The sequence below is a fragment of the Vibrio sp. OPT24 genome (genome assembly GCF_015163545.1).
GTDB classification, from domain to species: domain Bacteria; phylum Pseudomonadota; class Gammaproteobacteria; order Enterobacterales; family Vibrionaceae; genus Vibrio; species Vibrio cyclitrophicus.
On the sequence record NZ_JADDYI010000004.1, the window covers coordinates 100,345 to 126,277 of the forward strand.

The following is a 25,933-nucleotide window of genomic DNA, read 5'->3' on the forward strand; positions in this document are numbered from 1 at the left end:
TAAAAAAACCGGATTAAAGGAAGCTCTATACGGTATAAATAATGAGCTGTAGCGCCATATATCCGCTATAGATGCCATAAATGAGGATTAAAATTGCGCCTAGTTGGCGAAATAAGTCAGCTTGTTGCAGTTTCTTGAGAAAACTAGCGCCCATTCCCACCGTTAACATGGCAGGAAGAGTGCCTAAGCCAAATGCGAGCATAATTCCCGCTCCGTTATACCAACTTCCTGATACCGCAGCCCACGTAAGCATTGAGTAAACAAGGCCACATGGTAACCAACCCCAAATGAAGCCAAACGGCAACGCATGACTAGGGTGTTTTAGCGGCAAAAATGATTTCCCAAGAGGAGATATATAGCGCCATAGTTTTTGCCCAACTTTTTCAAAGAACAGCAAACCAAACCACCACTTACCAATATATAGTCCCAAGATGATCATGAACACCGCAGCAAACAGGCGAAGCCAAGCTAACAAGGTATTGAAATCGCTCAACTGTCCAATAGAAGAAATGGCACCACCAATCAGACCGCCAATAACGGCATAACTTGATAAACGGCCGAGGTTGTAAAGTAGGGGAATGAAAGGAGAAGGTTTAGCGTTGCCAATCGATAGAAGCGAAGCAATACCACCACACATTCCCATGCAATGGCCTGCACCGATCAACCCAACAAGAAAGGCTCCGATCCAATCAGGCGTCATCATTCTTTTTTTCTAAGTCTGTTTGGATTTCTAAGTCAACGTGATTTTCCTCAGAGGTAAGAGTAATCACTTCGGCTTTTCTTTTCACAACAGGTTTGCTGTCGGAGTTATTGTGAGCATGGCTGTCTTCATCAAAAAGAATATTGTGGCCTTGGCGTTCAAGGTCTTCAAACTGCTCACTTTTAACGGCCCATAGAAAGATTCCGACAGCGATACAAACAAGCACGATCGCGATTGGAATGAGGATATATAAACTTTCCATTATTTACCTTGCTCTTTTAAAAGCCTTAACGAGTTAGACACAACAATAATAGAGCTAGCAGACATGCCAACAACGGCAATGTATGGAGCAACCAAACCTGCGACAGCCAGTGGAAGGATAAGTAAGTTGTATCCCAATGACCACGCTAAGTTTTCACGGATTATCTTACGCGTTTTTAGTGCCAATGTACGCGACTTAAGTAATCTATCGAGTTTATCACCTAAGAGCACCATGTCAGCCGAGGCTTTCGCTACATCCGTACCGCCACCCATCGCAACGGATAGGTGGGCGCCAGCAAGGATAGGCGCATCATTAATGCCATCGCCAACCATCATTGTGATGTCGCTTGCGTCTCTAGAGTTGAGGTAAGCAAGCTTATCTTCTGGTTTCGCGTTAGCAACAATATCGGCAATACCAATTTCTTCCGCAACAGGTTTCGCGTTAATCAAAGAATCCCCAGTAAGCAACGTAGTTTTGATACCTGCTTCTTTGAACTTTTTTATAAACTCAATACTTTCTTTACGAATTGGGTCTTCATAAGTAAACGTTGCGATATGACGACCTGTCATCGACAAATAAATACCATTGCTTTTAGATGGTTGAGATTCACCTAGAATAAACTCGCTACTGCCAATCGCAACTTTTTGTCCGTTCCATTCACCAGTGATGCCTGAGCCAATCACGTTGTTAACAGATTCAACTTCAACATCATCTGCAATGAAGGCTTTGAACGCTTTGGCAATAGGGTGGTTAGCGTGTTGTTCGAGACTAGCTGCTATTTGTAAACAAGTGTCTTTATCGAGATTTGCAAAAGTTTCAACTTGGCTGATACGAATATCACCTTCAGTTAAGGTTCCCGTCTTATCAATGATCAAGTGATTCACTTTGCAAAGCGTTTCAAATACGTGGCCTTTGCGCAGCAAAATACCGAAGTTACCCATGCGGGAAGTTGAACACGTAATCGCTGTAGGTGTCGCAAGAGAGAGAGCACAAGGGCACGTCGCTACTAAAACTGAAAGCATGATCCAGAAAGCATCTTCTGGACGTGTTTGGTGCCAGTAAAACCAGGTACCGAATGAGATAATTAAAATTACCGCCACAAAATATCTAGCCACTACATCGGCAATTTCAGCAATTCTAGGTTTAGAAAGTTGAGCTTCATCTTGAAGGCGAACTATATTGGAAATCACTGAGTCCGCTTTTGACGTCATCACTTCCAATTCAAACGATTCATCGCCATTCAATGTACCAGCGAAGACCGTATCACCCTCATTCTTAAACACATGGATAGATTCGCCTGTCAGCATGGATTCATCGATATGAATTCTGCCAGACAATACTTTGCCATCTGCGGGAATATGTTCACCCGGTAGAACGCGAATTTGATCGCCAACCTTCAAAGTTTTAACCGGAACTTGTTCACCGTCTAGCGTTGTCGCCATAGCAGGAACTAGCTTTAGTAGGTTTCCGCTCGCAGCCGCAGCTTTTCGGCGTGCTCGCATTTCAAGGAAACGGCCAAGCAATAAAAAGAAGGTGAACATCGAAATCGATTCGAAGAATACTTCACCTTGCTCGGTTACCGTTGCCACTAAACTCGCGATGTAGGCAAATAGCAAAGCGATCGACACCGGAACATCCATACCCAGTGTTCGGCCTTTAATACTGCGCCAAGCATTGACATAGAAAGGTAACGCAGAATAGAGCAGTACAGGCGTTGCAAAGATCAAACTAACCCAGCGGAAGTAACTTTTGAATTCAGGTTCCAAGCTACCAAACACTTCAAGATAAAGTGCCACAGCCAACATCATGACTTGCATGGTCGCCAAACCAGCAACACCAAGACGATAGAGATAGTTTTTCATCGAGCGATGATAGGCGGCTTCTTGTTGATCGGCTTCAAAAGGTGCAGCTTTGTAACCTAGTGTATGTATTGCCGATAACAACTCGCTAAGTTTCACTTGCGTATTATCCCAGCTAAGCAAAGCACGATTAGTGGTTGTATTTACACGAATACTGCCAACACCATGTTTTGAGGATACTTGCTTCTCAATCAGCCATGCACAGGCAGCACAAGACACACCATCAAGTGACAGCGTCACTTCTGAGGTGTTTTCTGAGTTACGAACGAACTCTAATTGAACATCTTCATTATCATAATGACTGAGTGCTAGAAGTTGCTCTGGCACAAGATCAGCTTTCTCAGCTGGAGCGGTGCGGTATTGATAATAAGAAACCAAACCGCTATCAACGATGGTCTGAGCTACGGTCTCGCAGCCCGGACAACACATCTTACGAGCCGATCCTAGAATCTCAACTTCAAAATCCGTTTCCGCTGGTACATCTTCACCGCAGTGATAACAGGATTCACACATAAGCTTTAATTCGTTAGTTGAGTAGGTGTATCAATAGGAAAGTTCATGCGGCCTTGCACCAACCATTCAGAGTCATGCGGAGATAGTTCAATAAACCATGGACCTTGCATTTCGTGGTCTAGAGTCAGCGTATAGTTACCCTTCGCATCAGCAGTAAGAAGCTGCGTGAAATCGCGGTCAGGCAATGTTCTGTGCACGAACATAGCGTTAATAGCAGGGAAGTGGTCAAGCTTACCTTTGTCGAGAGTAATGACAACTGAGTTACCTTTCTCGTTAACGGTAGCTGATAGGCCGAGTTCCTTTGCAATATTTACTTTTGAAATATCGACGTTAATGCCTTTTCCTTTTTTATAGTAATCCTCAGTCACTAAATCGACAGAGTTTTGAGTGAACACAATCACCGTCATAATCGTCCAAATCACAACTGTCGCCGGCAACGCGATTAAGAACCACGGCCAAAACTGTTTATACCAAGGCTTTACCATAAAAAATATCTCAAAAAAGAATAAAAAGAAGGGGTTATAAAATAAAGGAAAGACAGCCCCTTAGAAAGAGGCTGTTATTGAAATGTTACTTATTATCCGAGTTGCTTAAGCTCCAAACGTACGATGCAACAAGCTGAACTTTGTCTTCGCCTAGAATATCTTTCCAAGCGGGCATTACGCCAGAACGTCCGTTCATTACTGTTTCAGTTACATCAGCACGAGAATCGCCGAACAACCAATCGCGGTCTGTTAGGTCAGGTGCACCTACTGCAGGGTTACCCTTACCATCAGTACCGTGACATGCAGCACACACGACGAAACGTGCTTTACCTGCTTCAGCTTCACGTACATTAACACTACGACCAGAAAGGCTAAGAGTATAGCTAACTACTTCTTTAACACCTTGCTCGCCTAGAGCGTCTTTCCACGCTGGCATTTGACCAACACGACCGTGCATGATCGTCGTAACGATAGCTTGTGGTTCACCACCATATAGCCATGCGTCATCAGTTAGGTTAGGAAAACCTTTCTGACCACGAGCATCAGAGCCGTGACACTGAGAACAGTTTTGCAAGAATAAACGTTGGCCTACTTTGATTGCGTCAGAGTCTGATGCAATATCAGGGACAGAACGTAAACCATTTTCGTCGTGAGCTAGCTTTTTGAACGCTTCACCAAAGTAGGTGTTAGCATCATCAAGCTCTTTCGCGTACTCGTCTAATTGTTTGTTTGCTTGAGCCGCAGCGATTGAAGAGCGAGACTCTTCGATACTGCGAACTTCTTGGTTTGAACTTGTCCAACCGAGTAGGCCTTTAAAGTTGCCAAGGCCAGGGTATAGAGCAAGGTAAACCGCTGCAAACACAATTGTACTGATGAAAAGGTATGTCCACCATTTTGGTAGTGGGTTATTAAGCTCGCGAATACCATCGTATTCGTGGCCCATATCATGACCTTCTTCTACGCCTGTTCTATCTTTAAAACACCAACGAAGTAAGACCGCACAACCAATTAGGGTACCAATCGTAATCGCACTAACCCAGATACTCCAGAATGTACTCATTACTTTGTCACTCCTTGATTTTTAGAACTTGTTGCCGGCTCGTCGTCTGCGAACACAAGGTTCGCGTCTTCGTCGAAACGTGATTTACGATTCTTGCCATATGCCCACCAAACGATGCCAATGAAACAAGCAAAAACAGTAACAGTCCAAACACTTTGAAATGTAATAATATCCATAATTATTCCTTATTTCATTGCGTGGCCAAGCGATTGAAGGTAAGCGATGATTGCATCCATCTCTGTTTTTCCTTCAACATCTTGTTTAGCGTTAGCAATTTGTTCGTCTGTGTAAGGAACACCAAATTGATTACGGAAGAGTTCAAGCTTCTGTTTAGTCAATTTGCCATCAAGTACGTTCTCAGCAAGCCATGGGAAACCAGGCATGTTTGATTCAGGAACAAGTTCTCGAGGGTCTAGAAGGTGAACGCGGTGCCACTCATCAGAGTAACGATCACCAACACGCGCCAGATCAGGACCCGTACGCTTAGAACCCCATAAGAATGGGTGTTCCCAAACGCTTTCGCCAGCTACAGAGTAGTGACCATAACGTTCAGTTTCAGAGCGGAAAGGGCGAATCATTTGGCTGTGACATACGTTACAACCTTCGCGGATATAGATATCACGACCTTCCATTTCCAGAGCAGAGTAAACGCGTAGGTTTTCTACAGGTTCTGTTGTCTGCTTTTGGAAAATAAGAGGGGTGATTTCTACTAAAGCACCAAAGCTGATAGCAATAACGATCAAGATCGCTAGTAAGCCAACGTTTTTCTCGACCAACTCATGGCGATTATTTGAATTTGAGCTCATTCTAAATCTCCTTAAGCCGGTTGAGGGATAGCTTTAAGGCTATCTTTAGGTGCTGAAACAGTTTTGTACGTGTTGTATGCCAATAAGAACATACCAGATAGGAAGATGAAACCACCTAAGAAACGTACAAAGTAGAACGGGTAAGAGGCTTCTACAGACTCTACAAAGCTGTAAGTCAATGTACCGTCAGAGTTAACTGCACGCCACATCAGACCTTGCATCACACCAGAAATCCACATTGCAACAATGTAGAAAACCGTACCAATCGTTGCTAACCAGAAGTGAACATTAATTAGAGATACAGAGTACATACGCTCTTGACCAAATAGTTTAGGAACTAAGTGGTAAACCGAACCGATAGAAACCATAGCAACCCAACCTAACGCACCAGAGTGAACGTGACCGATAGTCCAGTCCGTGTAGTGAGATAGTGCGTTAACCGTTTTAATTGCCATCATAGGGCCTTCGAAAGTCGACATGCCGTAGAATGATAGAGAAACGATTAGGAAACGTAGGATCGGATCGTAACGTAGCTTATGCCACGCACCAGATAGAGTCATGATACCGTTGATCATGCCACCCCAAGATGGAGCAAACAGTACCAAAGACATAACCATACCTAGAGATTGAGTCCAGTCTGGAAGTGCAGTGTAGTGTAGGTGGTGAGGACCAGCCCAGATATACAATGACACAAGAGCCCAGAAGTGAACAATCGACAAACGGTAAGAGTAAACAGGGCGACCAGCTTGTTTAGGGACGAAGTAATACATCATACCTAGGAAACCAGCTGTCAATAGGAAGCCTACCGCATTGTGTCCGTACCACCATTGCACCATTGCATCGATCGCACCGGAGTAAATCGAGTACGATTTAAACGCAGATACAGGAACAGCCAGGCTGTTAACGATGTGCAACACGGCAACCGTGATGATGAAGGCTCCGAAGAACCAGTTAGCTACATAAATGTGCGATGTCTTACGCTTAATCATGGTTCCGAAGAACACGACCGCATAAGCTACCCACACAAGAGTAATAGCAATATCGATTGGCCATTCAAGTTCTGCGTATTCTTTACCAGAGGTTAAACCTAACGGTAAAGTAATTGCAGCGGACAGGATAATCGCTTGCCAACCCCAAAAGGTAAAGGCTACGAGAGGACCACCAAAGAGACGCGTCTGACAGGTACGTTGTACAACATAATATGATGTTGCAAACAGCGCACTTGTACCGAACGCAAAAATAACCGCATTAGTATGCAGGGGACGTAAACGACTGTACGTCAGCCACGGCGTATCAAAGTTTAGCTGTGGCCAAACTAATTGAGCGGCAATCAAAACACCAACGCCCATACCGACAATACCCCACAAAATTGTAACGAGGGTAAATTGACGGACGACCGTATAGTTGTAGTTTTGTTCAAGCTGCTTTTCTTGGCTCATTTGCATGCTTCCAATTTCTTATTTACTACACTTTACTTCCAACACGACTCACGTCGTAATGCCACCCAAATTAGAAAAGGAAATTCAGCCTATTCAGGGCTTTATTTCCACTTGCTGATTTTAAAAAAAAGTGGCATTTTCAACGCGACACTATACTTGAATTAACAAATCAATGACAGAGTAGTAACCTTACGCTTGGTCTGGAATTGGATTTTTATTTAAAAACTTTGAACTTTGTAACAAGGAGTAAAGATTATAATGGCGGCACAAAAGCTAACAAAGGGCAGGCTTGTTCAAATTATCGTCATGTTGGTTATTTTAATAGCTGCATTTACTTGGAGAACAGTAACATACAACAACGACAAGACGGTGAACTGTATAATTTCAAAACCTTGTGAATTTGGTATTGATAAACATAATGTTTTGATTTCGGGTGATAGCCTAGGGTATTCAATTGAAACATCTGAAACTGGCAAATTTATCATTAGTAATAATGGAAGCGAAATTTTAGAAGAAAAAAGCCCAACAAATTGGCTTTTACAAACTAGTGCTAAGACCTCCTCAATAACAGTTACATTTCCACAACAGGTAAGTACGTTTTCTGTAAACCTTTCAAAAGAGTAATAAGGCCAAAACTGAGTTACTCCTCGGTTCTTTTGATAGAAATATGTACCAAATCAGTGAAACACAATGCATTTAAGTGTTATAAAGAGTGCATTAATAAAGTTTCCAGAAATCTATGAAATTTCTATCAAAAGTCTCTTATGCCTTAAGTGAAAACATCGCGATAGATGAGTTGCTCAGCGGGGTCGAAAACGCCGAGGAAATTGCTTGTCTTATTTGCTACTGCACAGAAGAGTACTCGACGCTCGCTGTACAGCGCTATTTAGTAGATGCTCTTCCAAACAGTCCGATACACGGATGTACCACCTGCCACGGTATCATGACCGAAACTGGGTTCCATTCTGGACCTGTGATTGGTGTACTTATCATCTATGACTCAGGGATCAACGCTTATGGTACTGGTATTGAGCACTTTGGTGAAACCATAGAGCACAGTACCTTCAACGCCATCGATAAAGCACTACAGAACGCCAATCGAGAAGGTGAAATACCCGACCTCATCTTGCTTCACTCGACGCCTGGCAATGAAGAAAAAGTGATGACAGCGATCGATAAGAAATTCGGTACTGAGGTGCCTATTATTGGTGGAAGCGCTGCCGACAACCAGGTTTCTGGAAATTGGAGCATATTTACTGAAGAATCGATCTCTATCAATGGCGTGTCACTAACCGTCATTTTTGCCTCTCAGTCTATCTACTCATCCTTCAGTGCTGGTCATACTCCCACTGGTTATTCAGGTATAGTGACCAAAGTAAGAAACAGAATTTTGCTGGAAATAGACCACCGGCCGGCCACAACCGTTTACAACGAATGGACAAACTTCCATTTAGGCGGTAGCGATGATGGATATATTTTCGAAAAATCCTCTGTCTATCCACTGGGCAGAAAAGTCGGTTCTTCATACGATTATCCATATTTCAAATTATCACATTCAATTAGAGAAACAGAATGCAATGGAATCGAGCTGTTCACTGACATCAATAAGGGCGATACTATTTATTTGATGCAAGGTTCTAAGCAACAGTTAATCAGCCGAGCTGCAAACATAATCCATTCTTCTTACTATAATGATATGGATCTCGAGGAAAAATTAGGCGCTATCAACATATTTTGTGCAGGACCTATGCTACATCTGAAACAAGACATGGACGAGGTTTGCGATCAAATAAATCAAGCACTTAATGGGCTGCCATACATCTGCCCATTTACTTTTGGCGAGCAAGGAAGACTCTCTGGTGGCGAAAATGCACACGGAAATTTAATGGTGTCATCTGCAACTTTCTATAGGTTAAAAAAGTAATGAGTTCTGAAGGTCAAGAAGCACTGCAAGAAGCTCGTATTGAACTGCAAAAGCTAAAATCCCGTGAGCGTAAACTGGCTGAAGAGAATAGAGTGATCTTGTCTACTATCTCTGCGATCAGCAAGGCAAGTAACATATCAGAGATATTCTCAAGCTTGGAATATGTACTCAAAAAATACATTAAGTTTGATGACTTTATTGTGGTATCAAGGGTAGGGAAGGAAGGTGATTTCAAAACCCTGCTGACCAATAACAAAGTCTTCGAACAGATGTTGTGGACTGATTGTGGCAAGCTATCGCGTGTCATCAACGGAGAATGTGCCATCCTTTTTGAACCCAAATCATTGGGTGAATTCAACTCTTTGCATCCCATCGTTCTCGACCAAATTAATTCAGTTCTCATTACAGGTATTGATAGTGGGCTGACACAATCTGTTATTATTTTCGTCCATTCCAACACCAAGCACTTTAGTATTGAGACCAAAGCAACCCTAAACCGTTTTCGACCACTGATAGAGCGTGCTGTTTTCGATATTGAGAACAAAGAAAAGCTTGAAGCCACTGTTCGAGAACGTACTGCAGAGCTTGTTACAGCAAGAAAAGACGCGGAACGAGCGAACAAGGCAAAGTCTGAATTCTTAGCTATGATGAGCCATGAACTGAGAACGCCTTTAAACGCTATTATAGGATTGATTGACGCATTAAAATCCACACAGTTAAATGAAGAACAACAATCTATACTGCTTAATATGAGCACATCATCTGAGCTTCTATTAGCGATCATTAGTGACGTATTGGACTTTTCCAAAATAGAATCGGGATGTTTCTCACTTGCACCTCAATGGACCAATGTTAGAGACACTGTAACTTTTGTTTTATCTGAACAAATAAAAGCAGCAGACGAAAAAGGGCTTCAACTCACCGTGACCAGCGATATCCCTGAAGGTGAACTTCATTATATTGACCCGAGCCGCTTGGCACAGATTCTCTTTAACCTAATTGGCAATGCGATTAAGTTCACTAACCGCGGACATGTTCATGTTTCTATTGAATACCGACAGAGTTCATTCTACATAACAGTTGAAGACACCGGGATTGGTATCAGTTCACAGAAACTTTCTTCATTATTTAGTCCGTTCATTCAGGCCGATAGCACAATAACTCGTAGATTTGGCGGCACCGGTTTGGGTTTGGCCATCACGAAACGACTTGTTGAACTCATGCGTGGGCGTATATCTGTAGAAAGTGAACCGGACAAAGGCTCGAAATTTGAAGTACAGTTGCCGGTACTTACCAGAGTAATTAACGATCTCGTAAACGACGAACAGAATGAATGTGCACAAGAACTAAGAAGCCGTTATTCAGTATTAGTTGTCGAAGACAACCCAACGAATCAGATGGTAATCAAACTGATCCTAACGCGACAAGGTCACGAAGTATTTATTGCAAGCAACGGTGAGGAAGCGATTGGCTTTGTTGAAAGAGGCAATGATTCGATAGACATTATTTTAATGGATGTTTCTATGCCAGTAATGGATGGCTTGACCACAACCAAATGTATGAGAGACGCAAACATTCAAACGCCAATCGTCGCGCTAACAGCACACACATCAATAGAAGATAAATATTCCTGCTTAGATGCTGGTATGAATGATTTCGTTACCAAACCAGTGAGAACCAAAGAAATCACCGAGGCAATTGATAGACTGATGCTTGAGATCTAATAAACGTATTCTTAATCGAAGATTAGGAAATATGTTTATTAGGTATTTTATGGTAAATAGCCTCACTGTTAAATAGACTCCTAATTTGAAGCCTAATGGAATGATGGGGCGTTATAGAAAGAGACTAATACTATGCTTGTTAAACTCAATTTAACATAATACATATAATACGCAGTTAGGCTGTAAGCGCAAAGTTGTAATGTCACTATTTTCCAAAGTTAAAATGTCCCTTTAGCTCATCACCACTGGCTTAATTGATATTGGTAAACGCTATGGACATAACAACATGCTGCTGACTATGAGTGATTCAGAGATCAATCGTTTTAAAGTAATTGAAGATGTGTGTCAGCGACGGATACGTCGGGCCGATGCTGCCGAGATCCTCAGCTTGAATGTCCTTCACATCCAACGCCTGATGAACCGACTTCGTAAATACGGTGCGAGCGGATTGGCTCATCGCGCTCGCGGTAAGCCTAGCAATCATCGTTATTCGAGTGGTTATAGAAACTCGGTGCTAAGCCTTGTCCGTGAAAACTACAGCGACTTCTCACCAACACTCGCTCAAGAAAAGTTATCTGAGCTGCACAACTTGCCCATATCAAACGAAACTTTACGTCAATGGATGATCGCCGACGGACTGTGACTTCCACATTCACAACGCAAACCTCGGGTCTATCAGCCTCGTTACCGTCGTGATTGCTTGGGTGAACTTATCCAAATTGGCGGATCCCATCATGACTGGTTTGAAGGCCGCTGTGACAAATGCTGCCTATTGGTGTTCATTGATGATGCGACTGGCCGTCTGATGAACCTAAGATTCAGCAAGACAGAATCCGCGTTTGACTACATGATGACCACGCATGAATACCTTAATGAGCACGGTAAACCCATCGCATTTTACAGTGACAAGCACTCTATTTTTCGAGTGAACCAGGAGAAACACAAACAAGTTGGCCAAACTCAATACGGCCGTGTGTTGAAAAAACTGGCCATAGAACTCATCTGTGCCAAGAGCTCTCAAGCTAAAGGCCGCGTTGAGCGAGCCAACCTCACGCTGCAAGACCGACTGGTTAAAGAGATGCGCTTACAAAGTATCGACACCATCGAACAAGCCAACGCCTGGCTTCCCTACTTCATCGACGATTTTATCCATCGCTTTGCTAAGCCCGCTCAATACCTGAAAAACATGCATCGTCAGGTTCGAGAGTCAAAGTAAGGACTCGACGATATTTGCTAAATGACCATCCGACAATAAGTTACATCGTAACATAATTAAATTGTCTGATCTCACCCGTTAAAAAACTACGGTATTGATGTTTTTATTAATGATAAGCATTAAAAATCAGATAGTTAACGAGCATTCTCATTGATTTAAAAAGCTTGTATTTGATAACATATTCCCCAGATAAATAACTCATTATATTAAAGGCTTAATATGAAAATCCGCATGGTCGCTCTATCCTTCTTCACCGCTTTTGGTATCAGCTCTCAGGCTCTTGCTAATGACAATGAAAAACCTTCTAAAGATCTTGGTAGCTTTTATACTGGAGTTGATATCGGTTTTTATAATGAAACTGAATTAGAATATCGCGGGAGTGCAATTGAAGATTCATCTGACCTATCCGACCTTAGTTATAATTTAGTTGGAGGTTATGAATTCAATACCCACGATGTTGTAAAACTAGGAGTAGAAGCTGAATACCGAAAAATAGGTAAAGTGAACTTTAGTGATGTAATGGATATTGAAGGACAAGCTTTCTTCTTAAACGTAAAACCAAAATTCATTGTTAAAGGTGATGTATTAGATTTATACGTATCCCTTCTAGCTGGTATAGGCTCTATGGACATGGAAGCGCGTGCCTTTGGAACCTCCGACTCTAAATCAGAAGTTGGTTACCAAGTTGGTGGTGAGTTTGGCGCCATAGTTACAGACAATATTGACATTCATGTTGGCTATCGCTTTGCACAGGTCGAAATTGAATCTATAGATGTCTCACCTCAAACTGCTTACCTTGGCGCAAGGTACCACTTTTAAACCACCTTCAATATGAAGAACTATACAAATTAAGCCGAACTCATTTAGTTCGGCTTTGAGTTAATCGTTAAATTGAGTTTATCCATGCTTTTTAACCCTACCTGTGCACTCTATTCCGTTACGTTGTATCTTTCTCCACAATACATCAACGCTAACGATAAACAATGCAAAAAAAACTACTAACAACAGAAGCTATTTTGTGTTTAAACTTTGATCTATCAATCAGTTATAAGAACAAACAAGGCACTTAAGCAATCAAATGCAATGCATTCGCACTTACATTGTAATTTAAAATGTTAACATCAGGCAATTTTGTAAAATAGGTGTTTGATATGTTACCCAAGCTTTATAAGTTCAGATCCCTTAATGATAGAAATATACAATCGATATCTGAATGCTCGCTGTGGTTTGATTACGCGAAAACCTTTAATAACCCTTTTGAATCTAACCATGCGTTCAACGAAAACCTTCAAAACGATTTCAAAGTCATGTGCTTTTCTCAGTCCAGTGACCACCCTATATTGTGGTCACAATATGGCGATAATTTTAAAGGTATGTGTATCGAATATGATCTTAATTTTTATCGTGGCAAAGCTAAACTCAACTGCTTTGAAGTCCAGTATGAAGATGACCCAACCATTTTTAATTCGTCTCCTATTATCATCGACTTCAAGACTCATTTGAAAACAGCTAAACTGGGAGCCGAACTGTTTAAGATTAAGCATGCAAATTGGCGTTACGAACAAGAATATCGATGGGTACTGCCTAATGAAGAGATTGTCGGGCATAAATTGTATCTGAATAGAGAATGCTTGAGATCTGTGATTCTTTCGGAACACGCTCCTGTTGATAGGAAACTGAAAGTTCTGATGACATGCCAAAGCCTCGGCATTCCAGTCAAGCATGCTATTGCTCAGCAGAATTCATTTACTTTCCAAGCAATGAACTAAGCTCTACTGTCACGGAATATGGCATTATGAAAAGTTACACCGCAACAATAATCGCCACATAAATTGTGGCTCTTTTGGTTTTCTACACCTACATATGAGTCGTTAACTTGCCTGGAACTTTGCTTTGTACCTGGCTAATCGTCGCTGCTGCCATTTGCACTGTAGAGAACCAATACGGGCGATGTTTAGCGTTGAACAAATCACTATTATCTAACGCCTCATATATAGAAAACTTCCTTCCTTGAGCCAGTGCTGCGCCATAAACCGTTCGTTCAAGAGCAGGAATATCATTAACTTCCTCAAGAAGCGCACGCTTTATAAATTGGTTACTTGGGCTCCAGTCAATGAAATCAACAAGATTTTTAAGTAATTTGAGTTCCAATTGCTCTACCATAGCCTCAAGAAACTGTGTGTTTGGTAGTACTTCAGTGCAAGCGTAATATTCATCATGCTTGTCACTTGCATCTCGGTAACCCAACATAGTTTTCACTAGTGCATCTTCAAACGTTGAAGAAAAGTGGTTACAAATTAAGAACAAAGGCAGCACTCTCAACACACCAAGAAGGATACCAACATTAGGCTCTTTTACTGAGGTTTCTTGAAGTCGAAGTCGCGTCACGTTTGACGTTACTACTAGATGTTGCCAAACCTTAGGGACGATATGTTTAATATTGCCATCATTCCACTTGATAAGCTGCTGGCTCATCAGTAAAGGAAACAATAAACGGCAATTTTCAATTCCTATCTGTCGTGCTGCAACTTTGGGGTCAAGAATGACCTTTGCTTTCTTACCGTACTTGTCTGTGAATTCACGGTTAGAAACAAACTCTATTAAGCTTGAGCTCAATGACCTACTTTTGGCCGATATCTCATGGAGCTTAGAAAAATTTAAGGATGGCGAATAAGCAGTACTAGCGAATTGATTGTAATCTGGTAGATCAGAAAACAAAGAACTTATTAAGGTGCTTTGAAGCTTTTCCAGCATCAGAGCTGAGGCGACATTGCTCACATCATCGATAACGTATCGCAATGTTTGTTGCTTCGCGACGACTTTCTCTCGATGTGCATTAACTCTGTCCTGCTCACAACGCAGCAAAACACGTTGATTGTGAGATATTCGGTCACACTCATCGAATATGACGCTATCACAGTATCGATTTTCTAAACTCAGTAATGTGTCTACTGTGGCTTGCTCAAGCTTATACTCTGGAGAGATTAACCATCGATTAAAGCGAGCCTCAATATTAATTGAGACCTTTCTAGAAATCTCAATGACTTCCGGAGTGTAATTTTTATTTGCTAACAACAACCGTGACTTTCCTTTGCCCTAAGTGTTTTTCGTCTGCATATTCTGCCTTTATAATAAAACTAATATTAATGGAAATCAGAGATTGGTTCACGAAATTGTTTCAATTAAATTAAGGTTATCTAGTTATAGTGCGTTATAGCTATCATTCTGTGATATGTAACCGGATAAACTTCTCAGGAAAGCTGTATTTGTACTTTTTCTTTTTTGGTAAATGCTTTTTGGCCTGTTTACAGATTTGAGGATCGCCCGATGTTCTTACTCTTTTGATTCTTGTATAGCCTTTGAAATGCTTCATCTCAATCATCAGGTCGCAATAGCCCACTACGTCAACATTGCTCTTGCTGACACCTTTGATGACAGTCGCTTTAATCTTCTTTGCTACTGGATTAGTCAATGCATCATCACTGAGTACGTGTAAGGATAAGAAATAAAAAAAGAATATTAGGTATTTCATACTGGTCTCAATTATTAAGTTGGAGAACAGTATGCAAGTAATTGAGATAAATTGAGGACTAACTAAGTATGGCTATTCACCAACCGAGGCTTAATTTTCGACAATTACGCTTTCTTTGAACCTCTAGACTTGAAGCCGTTGTGCGGAAACACGTTACGAATACGTTGTTGAACATTTTTAGGTACCTCTTTAGTGAACTTAAGATTATAGCCAGAGCGTTTTGCGTACACTTTTAGTTCACCTTTAAAGGCGTTGTTATTACCAATTTCTTGAAGGTTATGCTTAAAACTCGGAGGAAGATGACCTTTAACCTGTTCAATAACGCCGTCGTTGAATTTGATTTTCAATACGGGTCTATCTATTGCCACTAACCAAAAAACCAAGACTGCACCGATTAAGATTACATACATCATAATGTCACCACTTATTGATGATTACTTGTCGTCAGAAAGAAGTTTACTCAAGTCTTCTTTAAGGCTTGTTACTGTCTTACTAGCCTGCTCACTACGAGAGGCTTCGCTCACAAGGTATTCAATGGCATCCGATAACGTGCAGCCCAATTCGTTCGCGCGTTGAGATAACTTTTCCCAGACGCGGTAATCAAGGTCGATTGATTTCTTTTTTGTGTGAACTTGTTCAGCATTGAAATGGCGTTTTCGCTTCGCTCTGATCGCTTGTTTAAGCTTGTTATCGAGCTCAGGAGACATGTTGTTAGAGATCCATTCGAGAACGCCTGTAGGTTGGTGTTCAAGCTTCAATAAGGCTTGTACAGCAACGTCAGCTTCGCTTGAATCAATATGGCAAGTGATCGATTCGCCTTCTTTCCATTTCTTGACCAAATAGTTCCATTTCCAACCACATTCCAAGTTTTCAAGTTGCTGATATTTCATGTCTAATCTCGAGTGTAAAACCTAGTGACAGCGTAACCCAAAGCGGGCTAATTAACAATTATTGTCTTGAAAGAATAGACCAAGATCATACTTATATTAGCTTAGTGATTAGTAACTACAACATAGAGCTACAAGCGAGATCGGTTTTTCTATATACTCCGTACCTTATTACCATAATCAGAAACCTAAATGACTCAAGTAGATTGGCGACATGTAACGCCTCAGTATGACGAATATAGTGCTCAATTAGAGCAATTCCCTGACATCTCGCCTTTCCCATTTTCAGACATTCAACATCGATTTAACGATGCGCTAACCCGCTTTGTCCGCTTGTCCAACCTTTCGCGTGTTTTACTTGTAAACGCCCAGGACAACTCAATCTATCGTCAAATGATTGTTGAATCTTTAGTCACTGCATTAGATGATCACACTCTGCCGGTTATAAAAACCGAATCTTTAAATGCTGTTTCTTTGTTTGATCAAGTTCAATCAAAAGACGGTAAAGTCATCGTGACAAAACCCGGCTTACTCGCAAGAGCAAACAACGGCTATTTGATCGTTTCAGCTAACTTGATCTTAGCGAATCCTGGAAGCTGGTTGTTGCTAAAATCAGCCCTGCTTGGTGAAGCTGTAGAGCCGGTCAGTAGTAATCCTGAACACTTAAATCAATCACCTACTTTACCCCTTACCTACAACATTAAACTCATTGTTGTTGGAGACAGAGCTCAATTAGGTGACCTTGATTATCTCGACAGTGATATTCAAACAGGGTTTTGCCTGTTCAGTGAAATTGAGCAAGACATCAAGCTTTCACAAGACACTTTGACGCAATATCTTGGATATCTAAAGTGGCTTCAGCAACGCTATGAATTACCTAACATCACACAGCAAGCGTTGACGGGGATTCTTACCGCCGGAGCAAGAGAAACTGAAGATCAAAGTTATATCCCGCTGTGCCCAATTTGGCACAATGCGCTATTGAACGAAGCACTCGTGGAAGCGAGCAACGGTGAGATTGATATTCACCATATCCAACAAGCATTACAACACAAATATAACCGAGAGTCGTATCTACCTGAACGCGCTCTTGATGATATTCGAGATGGACAGGTCATTATCGAAACTGAAGGTGAACAAGTTGGTCAAGTAAATGGATTAACTGTTATCGATGTGCCTGGACACCCTGTCTCTTATGGGGAACCCGCTCGTATTTCTTGTGTTATTCACTTCGGTGATGGCGACATTGCTGACGTTGAACGTAAAGCTGAGCTTGGTGGTAACCTGCACGCTAAAGGGATGATGATCATGCAAGCTTTTGTTAGCAGTGCACTCAACCTTGAAGATCCCCTACCGTACGCAGCTTCTGTGGTGTTTGAACAGTCGTATTGTGAAGTTGATGGCGATAGCGCTTCTCTTGCTGAACTGTGCTCTCTAGTGAGTGCGCTTTCTGAGTACCCTATCAATCAGCATATTGCGGTAACAGGGGCTGTCGATCAGTTTGGTCGTGTACAAGCGGTTGGTGGGTTAAACGAGAAAATCGAAGGATTCTATCATGTGTGTAAGCACAATGGCTTAACCGGCGAGCAAGGCGTGATCCTTCCAAAATCTAACTTAAGGCATCTGGCTCTTAAACCTGACCTTATTGAAAGCATCAAAAATGAAGAATTCCATATTTGGTCTGTTTCTAATGTAGATGAAGCGATTCCTCTGATTATGAACAAACCATTTAGAGACGATGAACAAGAAAGCGTTCTGAGTAAAATCGCGGAACGTATTGAAAACTTTGAAAGACATGAGCACCCTATTGGAATTGTTGGACGCATCAAAAACTGGTTTGTCTAGTACTGATCGGACTTGTTTAGCGTACACCTGTTCACTAATATGCACCTATCAAAAATCGGAGTAATTGATAATGCAAAACAAACGTGATTCTTACACTCGCGAAGATCTTCTAGCATCAAGCCAAGGCGAACTATGGCCAGAAGGTCCTCAACTACCAGCACCGAACATGTTGATGATGGATCGCATCACTAAAATGTCTGAAACTGAAGGTGATTTCGGTAAAGGTTTGATTCTTGCTGAACTGGATATTACTCCTGACCTATGGTTCTTCGACTGTCACTTCCCTGGTGATCCAGTAATGCCTGGTTGTCTAGGCCTTGACGCAATGTGGCAGCTTGTTGGCTTCTACCTTGGTTGGGTTGGCGGCAAAGGTAAAGGCCGAGCTTTAGGTGTAGGCGAAGTGAAATTCACAGGTCAAATTCTACCTACAGCGAAAAAAGTAACTTACGAGATCCACATGAAGCGTGTTGTTAACCGTCGCCTAGTTATGGGCCTTGCTGATGGTCGCGTACTTGTTGATGGTAAAGAGATCTATGTTGCTAAAGACTTGAAAGTTGGCCTTTTCCAAGATACGTCAGCGTTCTAATCGGCTTGATGTATTTTAATAAAGCAGCCAAAGGCTGCTTTATTTTTGCTCCAATAAAATCAGTTATAGTGCATCAGGATACCTAGACCTAAATATGAAATAAGTTAAATCCACCAGCAAAACGCACTTGTGATAGCGAAACTATAATACTTTATAGCTCTGGGGAGCTTAGCACTCGTCTGAAACTAACAAGGCTCCAATGTTTCAATCAACAATGGAGCCTTGACCTTGAATTCTTTGCGCCCTATCTATTTATAGAGTCCTGCATTTTTATCATCTTTGGCATCACGCCAACCACCTAACCAATAAGACCGAGAATCCATTTGGCTGTATGGGCAAGCTTCTTGCGACCTACCATTTAAACCAGCTTTGTAGCCTTGAGATTGTGCTCGTTCTAGTCGATCACGCTTTTGTCTCTTCATAGTGCAGTCCTCACACGGGTGTTGATTTACTAACATACAATGATTACAACTTAGCGGAGTTTTTGTGACTCCAACTTTAAGAATCGAACAATTTTTTACTTTTCTCAAGGCGAAAAAAAGCCCGAATTCAGAAATGTGAACTCGGGCTCAAGAGATAAAATTATTTAAATTTTCTACGGAACCCTAATAGACCAAGAACAGTCAAAGTTAACCAACCTAGACTACCGCCTTGACGATCAACTTTTTCTGTATCAGCGCTGCGAGTTTGGATATCGGCTTTACCTTTACCAGCGATAGGAATCAACTTAACAGCAACAACCTCTTCAACTGCATTAGTTGCTGCACCGCCACAATACGAGTTATGTGACGTTGTATCGTATGGTTGTGTTGTTCCACCAACGGTACACTTGATAGCTGTAGCTGAGATCACACCTGCATCATTGATATCGGAAGCATCAATAATTCTGAACTTGTTGTTATCTCCAGACGCGTTGCCGTCATTTGTTAGATCATCTAACCACCAAGCTTGGCCATTAAAGATGTCTACACGACGCTCATCTTTCGAGGAGTCGACATTGTATGGGTAGATAAAGCCTCTATGTCTACGCTCACTACCATCAACCTCACGAGTGGTTTCTGCATCTATTTGACCGACAAACTCATTGAAGTTGTTAACGGCTTTAGCTTCACCACTTGAGCCACCAAAGAAGATACCACCAGACAGGTATGTTGCCGTCGGAGTCACTGCAGATGCATCCGTAACAACGAAAATCTTATTACCTGCACTACCGCTCTCTGGTACATAACCATTACGCTTAGAATAACCCACAGCAAACAAGTTATCGTTGATGTCAGTAGCAACGGAGTTACTGTATCTCGCATCATCGTTAGATGAACCAGACTTAACCTCTGCACCGCTAATAACTTTCGTTGACCAAGAGCCTGAAATGTCTAATGAATCACTAACAAAAACACTTGCGTTCATGTCTTGAAGGTCGCCATTCCCATCTACAGTGTTGTAACCGACACCATAAAAGATCGAACTCGACTCAACAATTGAACGCATACTGCCTTGAGCAAAATAATCGCCTTGTTGGGCATTACCACTTCTGACCCAATCAATTTCTTTTGTTGTTGTGCCACCCCAAATTGCCGCTTTAGAAGCAAACGCCTTATCTGGTTCAGAAGTGTCAGTCGGATCAAATTCTTCAGAGATACTACCTACATTGTAAACGGTACCGTTGCTTGCCGTTATCGCTTTCCAAGCACGAGTTTCTGAAGCTCCAGTTGGCGCCGCTGTCGTCGTAAACAATGCATTATTGCGAATATCATCTTTGGATTTGATCCCCACAGGTTGGGCATTCTCATCTAAAGAATTGATTACCGTATTGCGAGTTTCAAAAGTATCCCCACCTTCAACAAACGCTTTCGCATTTACGTGAGTAAGGTCATTTCTTTCCTTACTCCAAGTGTCATTCCAACGGTTTTCAGCCCAACTTTCACATGTAGAATATCTCAGCTCTCGATAACAATAGTTTTCGAAATCATCACGCTCTTGAATGTACTGAAATGGTGCATCCATTGCGAATGGTACTTCTTCACGATAACTTACCGCTTCAAGCGTATCGCGAGTCTCACCAGCAAGTTTAAATGCACTATCGGTACAGTTGGTTGCAGCTGAATCGAAGCAACCTAACGCAAGCTCATTCGTTCCGTCTGTCGCAACACCAGGTTGAATCGCCACACCATAGATTTCAGAGGCACCTGTAATTGAAGGAGTGACTTCAACGACCTTGTAAAGCGCAGCATTGGCATTAGTTGCAGCTAAAACTAATGCTGCAACTGTAGTTAATTTAAATTTAGTACAAGTCATTATTACTTCTTAACTTTCCTGTTGTAGTGCCTCGAGCTCTTCCCAGCGCTCAAAAGCAACTTCAAGCTCCTGCTCTGCTGCAGATAGCTTATCTAAAACTGGTTGTGTCTGCTCTACAGATTTTGAAAAGAAGCTGGGATCGTTGACTTCTTCCTGAAGAGTTTCAATTTGAGTTTCCAATTCTTCTAAACGCATTGGTAGCGCTTCTAGTTCTCGTTGTAGCTTATACGATAACTTCTTAGGTTTAGCCTTAACTGGCGCAGTTTTGGGAGTTTCCTCAACTACTTTCTCGGGCTTTGATGGCTTTTCAACCTGTCGGTACTCTAATGCCTGCTTTCTTTGCTGCTGGGCATCATGGTAACCACCAACAAATTCTTCAATAACGCCATTACCTTCAAAGATCCAACTTGTCATCACCGTATTATCAACAAACTGACGATCGTGGCTCACTAAAAGAAGTGTACCCTGATAGTTGGCAAGCAAATCTTCTAAAAGTTCCAAAGTTTCTATATCTAGATCGTTGGTCGGCTCATCGAGAATCAATAAGTTGTTCGACTTAAGGAAGATACGAGCTAATAACAGACGGTTTTTCTCACCACCAGATAGTGCCTTTACAGGAGTACGAGCACGTTTAGGAGAGAATAAGAAATCTTGCAGGTAACTCAGTGCATGGCGCTCACGGCCGCCTACTGTCACTTCTTGCTTACCATCCGCTAGATTATCAATTACAGACTTCTCAGGGTCTAGGATTTCACGATATTGGTCGAAGTAAGCCACTTCCAGCTTAGTACCACAATGCAGGCGACCTGAATCTGGCTTAAGTTGATCAAGAAGCAGTTTAAGCACCGTACTCTTACCACAGCCATTAGGACCGATCAGAGCAATACGATCACCACGCATGATGTTGAAGCTAAAGTCTTTAACAATCTCTTTGCCTTCAAAACCAAAGTTAAGATTTTCTGCTTCGAATACAATCTTGCCTGAGCGTTGACCATCATCAATCTGGATAACCGCTTTACCCTGCACTTCACGACGATTGATACGTTCTTCACGCAGCTTCTTGAGAGCACGCACACGGCCTTCGTTACGAGTTCGACGAGCTTTGATACCCTGACGAATCCAAACTTCTTCTTGAGCAAGCTTTTTATCAAATTCAGCGTTCTGCATTTCCTCAACACGCAACGCTTCTTCTTTCTCTAATAGGTAGTTTTCGTAATCCCCCGGGAAAGAGCTCAGTTTACCGCGATCAAGATCAACGATACGTGTTGCCATCGATTTAATGAACGCACGGTCATGCGAGATAAAGATGATTGAACCACGGAAGTCTTTCAGGAAGCCTTCTAACCATTCAATAGTTGCAACATCCAAGTGGTTAGTCGGTTCGTCTAGAAGTAGAACGTCTGGATCACACACTAATGCACGCGCAAGCGCAGCTTTACGTTGCCAACCACCAGACAAATCGGTCAGTTTGGTTTCAGCAGTCAGCTTAAGCGCCGCCATTACGTTACTTACACGATCTTCGAAACGCCATGCGTTTGCGTGATCTAACTGCTCTTGAACACGAGTAAGACGGTTTAGGTTCTTTTCACTTGGGTCAGTACCAATGAGATCCAAAAGATCATGATAGATCTTCAGTTGCTCGCCAATTTCAGCTAAGCCACCAGCAACGTAGTCATAGACGGTACCTTGCTCATTACGCGGGGGATCTTGCTCTAAGCGAGATACAACTACATCTTGTGTGATTTGCATCTTACCGTCGTCCATGATGATATTCCCTGACAGGATCTTCATCAACGTAGACTTACCCGCGCCATTGCGCCCTACTAAACACACACGTTCATTTTCTTGCAGTGCAAAGTCCGCACGATCTAATAACGGGTGATCGCCAAACGCTAATTGCCCGTTATGAATTGTAAGTAATGCCATTCTTTTTTAACCAATCATTAAGTTCTAACAAGCCAAATGGCCAGTTAAGCTCTGAGCTTTGAGAGAAGTCAGAGCTTTCAAATTTGAGCACCGGAATAGTGACCCCGTAACGGGAAAAGAGCTCATCATCAAATGCAATGTCGACAACGTTGACGTGATGGCTAATGTTTAACTGTTCCGTGAGTTTGAATGCCATCTCACATAGATGGCACCCTTCTGTACTGTAGAGAGTCAGCACTCTATATCCTTATACAATCTCTTTGATTATTTGTGTGTAATCAACCAGCAGTTATGAATATGCTTATTACGAGAGAAATCTAATGGAAGCGTCTTAGCTGAGATATTCTGAGCTTTAAGACCTAACGCTTCTAGACCTTCTAGATCCATCTTAAAGTGACGCTTGTTGTTGGAAAATACAATCCTACCTTCTTCACGAAGAAGACGCTTAAGGTTTTCCATCAACTGAATGTGATCACGTTGAACATCGAAAGATTGATCCATACGCTTAGAGTTTGAGAACGTAGGTGGATCAATAAAAATCAGATCGTAAGAACCCTGCTCTTTAACCAACCATTGTAAGCAGTCAGCTTGCACAAACTGATGTTGACGACCAACACGACCATTAAGCTCCATGTTCTGCTTTGCCCACTCAAGGTAGGTATTCGACATGTCAACCGTTGTTGTAGAGCGTGCGCCACCTACTGCAGCATGAACAGATGCACTGCCAGTGTAAGCAAACAGGTTTAGGAAATCTTTACCTGCAGCCATCTCACCGATACGACGACGAGTGATCTTATGGTCTAAGAACAAGCCTGTATCTAAGTAATCATGAAGATTAACAATGAGTTTAACGCCGTACTCGTTCACTTCTAGGTTAGATGAATCTTGAGCCATTTTTTGATATTGAGAACGGCCTTTCTGCTTCTGACGAACCTTAAGAACCACGTTGTTTGCTTCAACGCCCGTTACTTGAATAGAAGCACGGATAATGTCGGTTAGACGGCGCTTTGCTTTATCTTCTGGTACATCTTTAGGCGCTGCGTATTCTTGAATCACAAGGTGGCCTGGGTATACATCAATCGCTACATTGTATTCTGGTAAGTCAGCATCATAGATACGGTAGCAATCTAATTGCTCTTTCTTAGCCCACTTGCCAATTTTACCGATGTTCTTTTTAAGACGGTTTGCGAAATCAGGCGCAATCAGCTGTTCTTGCTCGCCCGTTGGACGTTCTGACATCGGACGATCTGAAATTGAATAGTTTTTTTGGTGACACGGTAACGCACCGTTGTTCAATTTGAACTGTTTTTCTGCACGCATGCGTAAACAGCTAAGTAGTTCGTCTGAACTAGAAAAGATAGACGCGTTACAACCACCAAATTCAGCTTTAAGCTGCGCGCCGAATGCTGTGTAAAGAGCAATAAGACCCGGCTCGGTACCAAGACGTTCACCGTAAGGCGGGTTAGAAACAATCACACCATCAGTAAACTCTGTAGGACGCTTAAGCTTTGCAGCATCGCCTACTTCGAATTCAATCAACTCTTCAACACCGGCACGACGAGCATTGTCACGCGCAGTTTTGATCATACGTTCATCATTGTCGTAGCCATAGAACTTACATTCCACTTTCTTAACACCACGACGACCTTGAACGTTCGCTTCAGCTTTCACTTCAGCCCATAGCTCTGGTTCGAAATCTTCTAGTGATTCAAAACACCACTTCTGACGTTTAACACCTGGAGCCATGTTTGCAGCCATCATCGCCGCTTCAATCACTAACGTACCTGAACCACACATTGGATCTAGGAAAGGCTTAGTTGCGTCCCAACCACTACGAAGAAGAATCGCGGCAGCAAGAGTTTCACGTAGTGGTGCTCGACCTGATTCAGGACGGTAACCACGTTGGTGAAGACCGCTACCTACCATATCAACACCAAGAATCGCTTTATCACGGTGTAAACGAACGTGGATACGAATGTCTGGGTTCTCTTTGCTAATAGAAGGACGAGGTAAAGACTTCTTCTCAAAGCAATCAACAACGGCATCTTTTACTTTCATCGCACCGTATTGGCTATTACGGATTTCGTTGTTCGTACCATTGAAGTCAACAACAAAACGCTTAGAGCTATGGAATTGATTTACCCAGTTAACCGCTGTGGTTGATAGGTACAAATCCATGTCGTCCATACAAGTGAATTCAGAAAGGACACGTACAAATCGAGAAGCCAAACGGCTCCACAAACAACAACGATAAATTTGCTCATTGGTGGCTTTGAATTTAACACCTGCTTGAACAGGTTTTGCGTTTGTAATCCCTAGTTGGGTTAGTTCTTCAACTAATAAATTCTCAAGGCCATTTGAGGTAACCGCTAGATATTGATTCATAGTGTTCTTTTATTGATAAAAATGAGCTCGATTATACCTGAATTTATTACCAGAGCATCACACTAAACTCGTCTTTTCATTGAATCTTTCGACTAACTGGCTAGCAAGTGCACAGTGTCGAAGCGATCGCTTACCCACATTCCCTTAGGACATAAGACTTACTAAACCAACATGATTTGTGACCTAACATCGCCCAAAGTGGTGATTTGAATTTATATTCACATCAAAATTGGTATATACCAGGTTAAATTTATGAGTGAAAGTTAGCTACAAATGACAATAAACAAGGAATAAATTCGAGTTATTTACACTTTTGGTGATAAAAACAGGCAGGAATTAAGGCGAAAAAATAGTCGAGTGTTCACTATTTAAATGGATAACAGGTGATGTATTTATCAGAATGAGGTTTTTTAGGCACAAAAAAATCGGCTATTAAGCCGATTCTGAGGAAGGTTTTGTGAATTGTGCGCTGTAATATGTGCTAGAAAT

24 protein-coding genes and 1 pseudogene are annotated in these 25,933 nt (G+C 42.0%); 8 read left to right on the forward strand and 17 right to left on the reverse strand.

The genetic code is table 11. The annotated features are described in order from the left end of the window. Positions 1–25: 25 nt before the first annotated feature. From IQO02_RS01495 to ccoN, 8 genes are all read right to left on the reverse strand, one after another. Entirely contained in the window at positions 26–700 is a 675-nt protein-coding gene (locus IQO02_RS01495; RefSeq protein ID WP_010440823.1) for a sulfite exporter TauE/SafE family protein, read from the reverse strand. Then, positions 690–962, reverse strand: a complete 273-nt coding sequence (ccoS, locus tag IQO02_RS01500; protein WP_010440820.1) for a cbb3-type cytochrome oxidase assembly protein CcoS — start codon at positions 960–962, stop codon at positions 690–692. The genes IQO02_RS01495 and ccoS overlap by 11 nt, the downstream gene beginning before the upstream one ends. Next, complete coding sequence (locus IQO02_RS01505) at positions 962–3,334, reverse strand: heavy metal translocating P-type ATPase (protein ID WP_016784891.1); 2,373 nt, start codon at positions 3,332–3,334, stop codon at positions 962–964. The genes ccoS and IQO02_RS01505 overlap by 1 nt, the downstream gene beginning before the upstream one ends. 5 nt (positions 3,335–3,339) lie before the next feature. Further along, positions 3,340–3,819: a FixH family protein gene (locus IQO02_RS01510; RefSeq protein WP_010440816.1), complete on the reverse strand. Its 480-nt coding sequence runs from the start codon at positions 3,817–3,819 to the stop codon at positions 3,340–3,342. Positions 3,820–3,904: 85 nt separating this feature from the next. Continuing rightward, positions 3,905–4,879, reverse strand: coding sequence for a cytochrome-c oxidase, cbb3-type subunit III (gene ccoP / locus IQO02_RS01515; RefSeq protein ID WP_010440814.1), 975 nt, complete (start codon positions 4,877–4,879; stop codon positions 3,905–3,907). Then, the gene (locus tag IQO02_RS01520) at positions 4,879–5,055 is read right to left on the reverse strand and encodes a CcoQ/FixQ family Cbb3-type cytochrome c oxidase assembly chaperone (RefSeq protein ID WP_009846708.1); all 177 of its coding nucleotides are present in this window, start codon (positions 5,053–5,055) and stop codon (positions 4,879–4,881) included. Before IQO02_RS01520 ends, ccoP begins: the two co-directional genes overlap by 1 nt. 9 nt (positions 5,056–5,064) lie before the next feature. Then, on the reverse strand, positions 5,065–5,685 hold the full coding sequence (gene ccoO / locus IQO02_RS01525) for a cytochrome-c oxidase, cbb3-type subunit II (protein WP_016767204.1): 621 nt from the start codon (positions 5,683–5,685) through the stop codon (positions 5,065–5,067). Positions 5,686–5,696: 11 nt separating this feature from the next. Next, positions 5,697–7,130, reverse strand: coding sequence for a cytochrome-c oxidase, cbb3-type subunit I (ccoN, locus tag IQO02_RS01530; RefSeq protein ID WP_008221953.1), 1,434 nt, complete (start codon positions 7,128–7,130; stop codon positions 5,697–5,699). A 252-nt stretch (positions 7,131–7,382) separates the two neighbouring features. Between ccoN and IQO02_RS01535 the strand changes: the two genes are divergently transcribed. The 6 genes and pseudogenes from IQO02_RS01535 to IQO02_RS01560 all read left to right on the forward strand — a co-directional run bounded on the left by IQO02_RS01535 (position 7,383) and on the right by IQO02_RS01560 (position 13,757). Continuing rightward, positions 7,383–7,748 (forward strand): hypothetical protein, encoded by a 366-nt coding sequence (locus IQO02_RS01535; protein ID WP_016767203.1) that lies wholly within the window; start codon positions 7,383–7,385, stop codon positions 7,746–7,748. Between the two features lie 115 nt (positions 7,749–7,863). Then, positions 7,864–9,048 carry an FIST signal transduction protein gene (locus IQO02_RS01540; RefSeq protein WP_016767202.1) on the forward strand — a complete coding sequence of 395 codons (1,185 nt, stop codon included), beginning with the start codon at positions 7,864–7,866 and terminating at the stop codon, positions 9,046–9,048. After that, positions 9,048–10,772, forward strand: a complete 1,725-nt coding sequence (locus tag IQO02_RS01545; RefSeq protein WP_010440805.1) for an ATP-binding protein — start codon at positions 9,048–9,050, stop codon at positions 10,770–10,772. The genes IQO02_RS01540 and IQO02_RS01545 overlap by 1 nt, the downstream gene beginning before the upstream one ends. A gap of 298 nt (positions 10,773–11,070) precedes the next feature. Then, positions 11,071–11,982 (forward strand): annotated as a pseudogene (locus tag IQO02_RS01550) (ISNCY family transposase); the annotation flags it as partial. A gap of 225 nt (positions 11,983–12,207) precedes the next feature. Then, the gene (locus IQO02_RS01555; RefSeq protein WP_010440796.1) at positions 12,208–12,807 is read left to right on the forward strand and encodes a porin family protein; all 600 of its coding nucleotides are present in this window, start codon (positions 12,208–12,210) and stop codon (positions 12,805–12,807) included. Between the two features lie 332 nt (positions 12,808–13,139). Next, positions 13,140–13,757 (forward strand): DUF2971 domain-containing protein, encoded by a 618-nt coding sequence (locus IQO02_RS01560; RefSeq protein WP_016783646.1) that lies wholly within the window; start codon positions 13,140–13,142, stop codon positions 13,755–13,757. A gap of 88 nt (positions 13,758–13,845) precedes the next feature. Here IQO02_RS01560 and IQO02_RS01565 read toward each other — a convergent pair whose 3' ends face one another. The 4 genes from IQO02_RS01565 to matP all read right to left on the reverse strand — a co-directional run bounded on the left by IQO02_RS01565 (position 13,846) and on the right by matP (position 16,410). Further along, the gene (locus IQO02_RS01565) at positions 13,846–15,066 is read right to left on the reverse strand and encodes a hypothetical protein (RefSeq protein ID WP_016767715.1); all 1,221 of its coding nucleotides are present in this window, start codon (positions 15,064–15,066) and stop codon (positions 13,846–13,848) included. Positions 15,067–15,208: 142 nt separating this feature from the next. Further along, positions 15,209–15,520 (reverse strand): hypothetical protein, encoded by a 312-nt coding sequence (locus IQO02_RS01570; RefSeq protein ID WP_010440791.1) that lies wholly within the window; start codon positions 15,518–15,520, stop codon positions 15,209–15,211. 104 nt (positions 15,521–15,624) lie between these two features. Then, entirely contained in the window at positions 15,625–15,933 is a 309-nt protein-coding gene (locus IQO02_RS01575; RefSeq protein WP_010440789.1) for a DUF3634 family protein, read from the reverse strand. A gap of 21 nt (positions 15,934–15,954) precedes the next feature. Further along, positions 15,955–16,410: a macrodomain Ter protein MatP gene (gene matP / locus IQO02_RS01580; protein WP_010440786.1), complete on the reverse strand. Its 456-nt coding sequence runs from the start codon at positions 16,408–16,410 to the stop codon at positions 15,955–15,957. A 189-nt stretch (positions 16,411–16,599) separates the two neighbouring features. On the opposite strand from matP, the gene IQO02_RS01585 reads away from it, so the two are divergent. Further along, on the forward strand, positions 16,600–18,252 hold the full coding sequence (locus IQO02_RS01585) for an AAA family ATPase (protein ID WP_016795567.1): 1,653 nt from the start codon (positions 16,600–16,602) through the stop codon (positions 18,250–18,252). Positions 18,253–18,322: 70 nt separating this feature from the next. Further along, a complete protein-coding gene (gene fabA / locus IQO02_RS01590; protein WP_010440782.1) occupies positions 18,323–18,838 on the forward strand; it encodes a bifunctional 3-hydroxydecanoyl-ACP dehydratase/trans-2-decenoyl-ACP isomerase in 516 nt (171 codons plus the stop codon). A gap of 248 nt (positions 18,839–19,086) precedes the next feature. On the opposite strand, the gene rmf is transcribed toward fabA, so the two are convergent. The 5 genes from rmf to rlmKL all read right to left on the reverse strand — a co-directional run bounded on the left by rmf (position 19,087) and on the right by rlmKL (position 25,444). Then, positions 19,087–19,260: a ribosome modulation factor gene (gene rmf, locus IQO02_RS01595; protein WP_016767713.1), complete on the reverse strand. Its 174-nt coding sequence runs from the start codon at positions 19,258–19,260 to the stop codon at positions 19,087–19,089. Positions 19,261–19,420: 160 nt separating this feature from the next. Then, complete coding sequence (locus tag IQO02_RS01600; RefSeq protein WP_046209385.1) at positions 19,421–21,133, reverse strand: DUF3466 family protein; 1,713 nt, start codon at positions 21,131–21,133, stop codon at positions 19,421–19,423. 9 nt (positions 21,134–21,142) lie between these two features. Next, positions 21,143–23,059 (reverse strand): ABC transporter ATP-binding protein, encoded by a 1,917-nt coding sequence (locus IQO02_RS01605; RefSeq protein ID WP_016767711.1) that lies wholly within the window; start codon positions 23,057–23,059, stop codon positions 21,143–21,145. Beyond that, a complete protein-coding gene (locus tag IQO02_RS01610; protein ID WP_012603885.1) occupies positions 23,037–23,297 on the reverse strand; it encodes a glutaredoxin family protein in 261 nt (86 codons plus the stop codon). The genes IQO02_RS01605 and IQO02_RS01610 overlap by 23 nt, the downstream gene beginning before the upstream one ends. Before the next feature lie 26 nt (positions 23,298–23,323). Then, complete coding sequence (gene rlmKL / locus IQO02_RS01615) at positions 23,324–25,444, reverse strand: bifunctional 23S rRNA (guanine(2069)-N(7))-methyltransferase RlmK/23S rRNA (guanine(2445)-N(2))-methyltransferase RlmL (protein ID WP_102282678.1); 2,121 nt, start codon at positions 25,442–25,444, stop codon at positions 23,324–23,326. Positions 25,445–25,933: the final 489 nt, after the last annotated feature.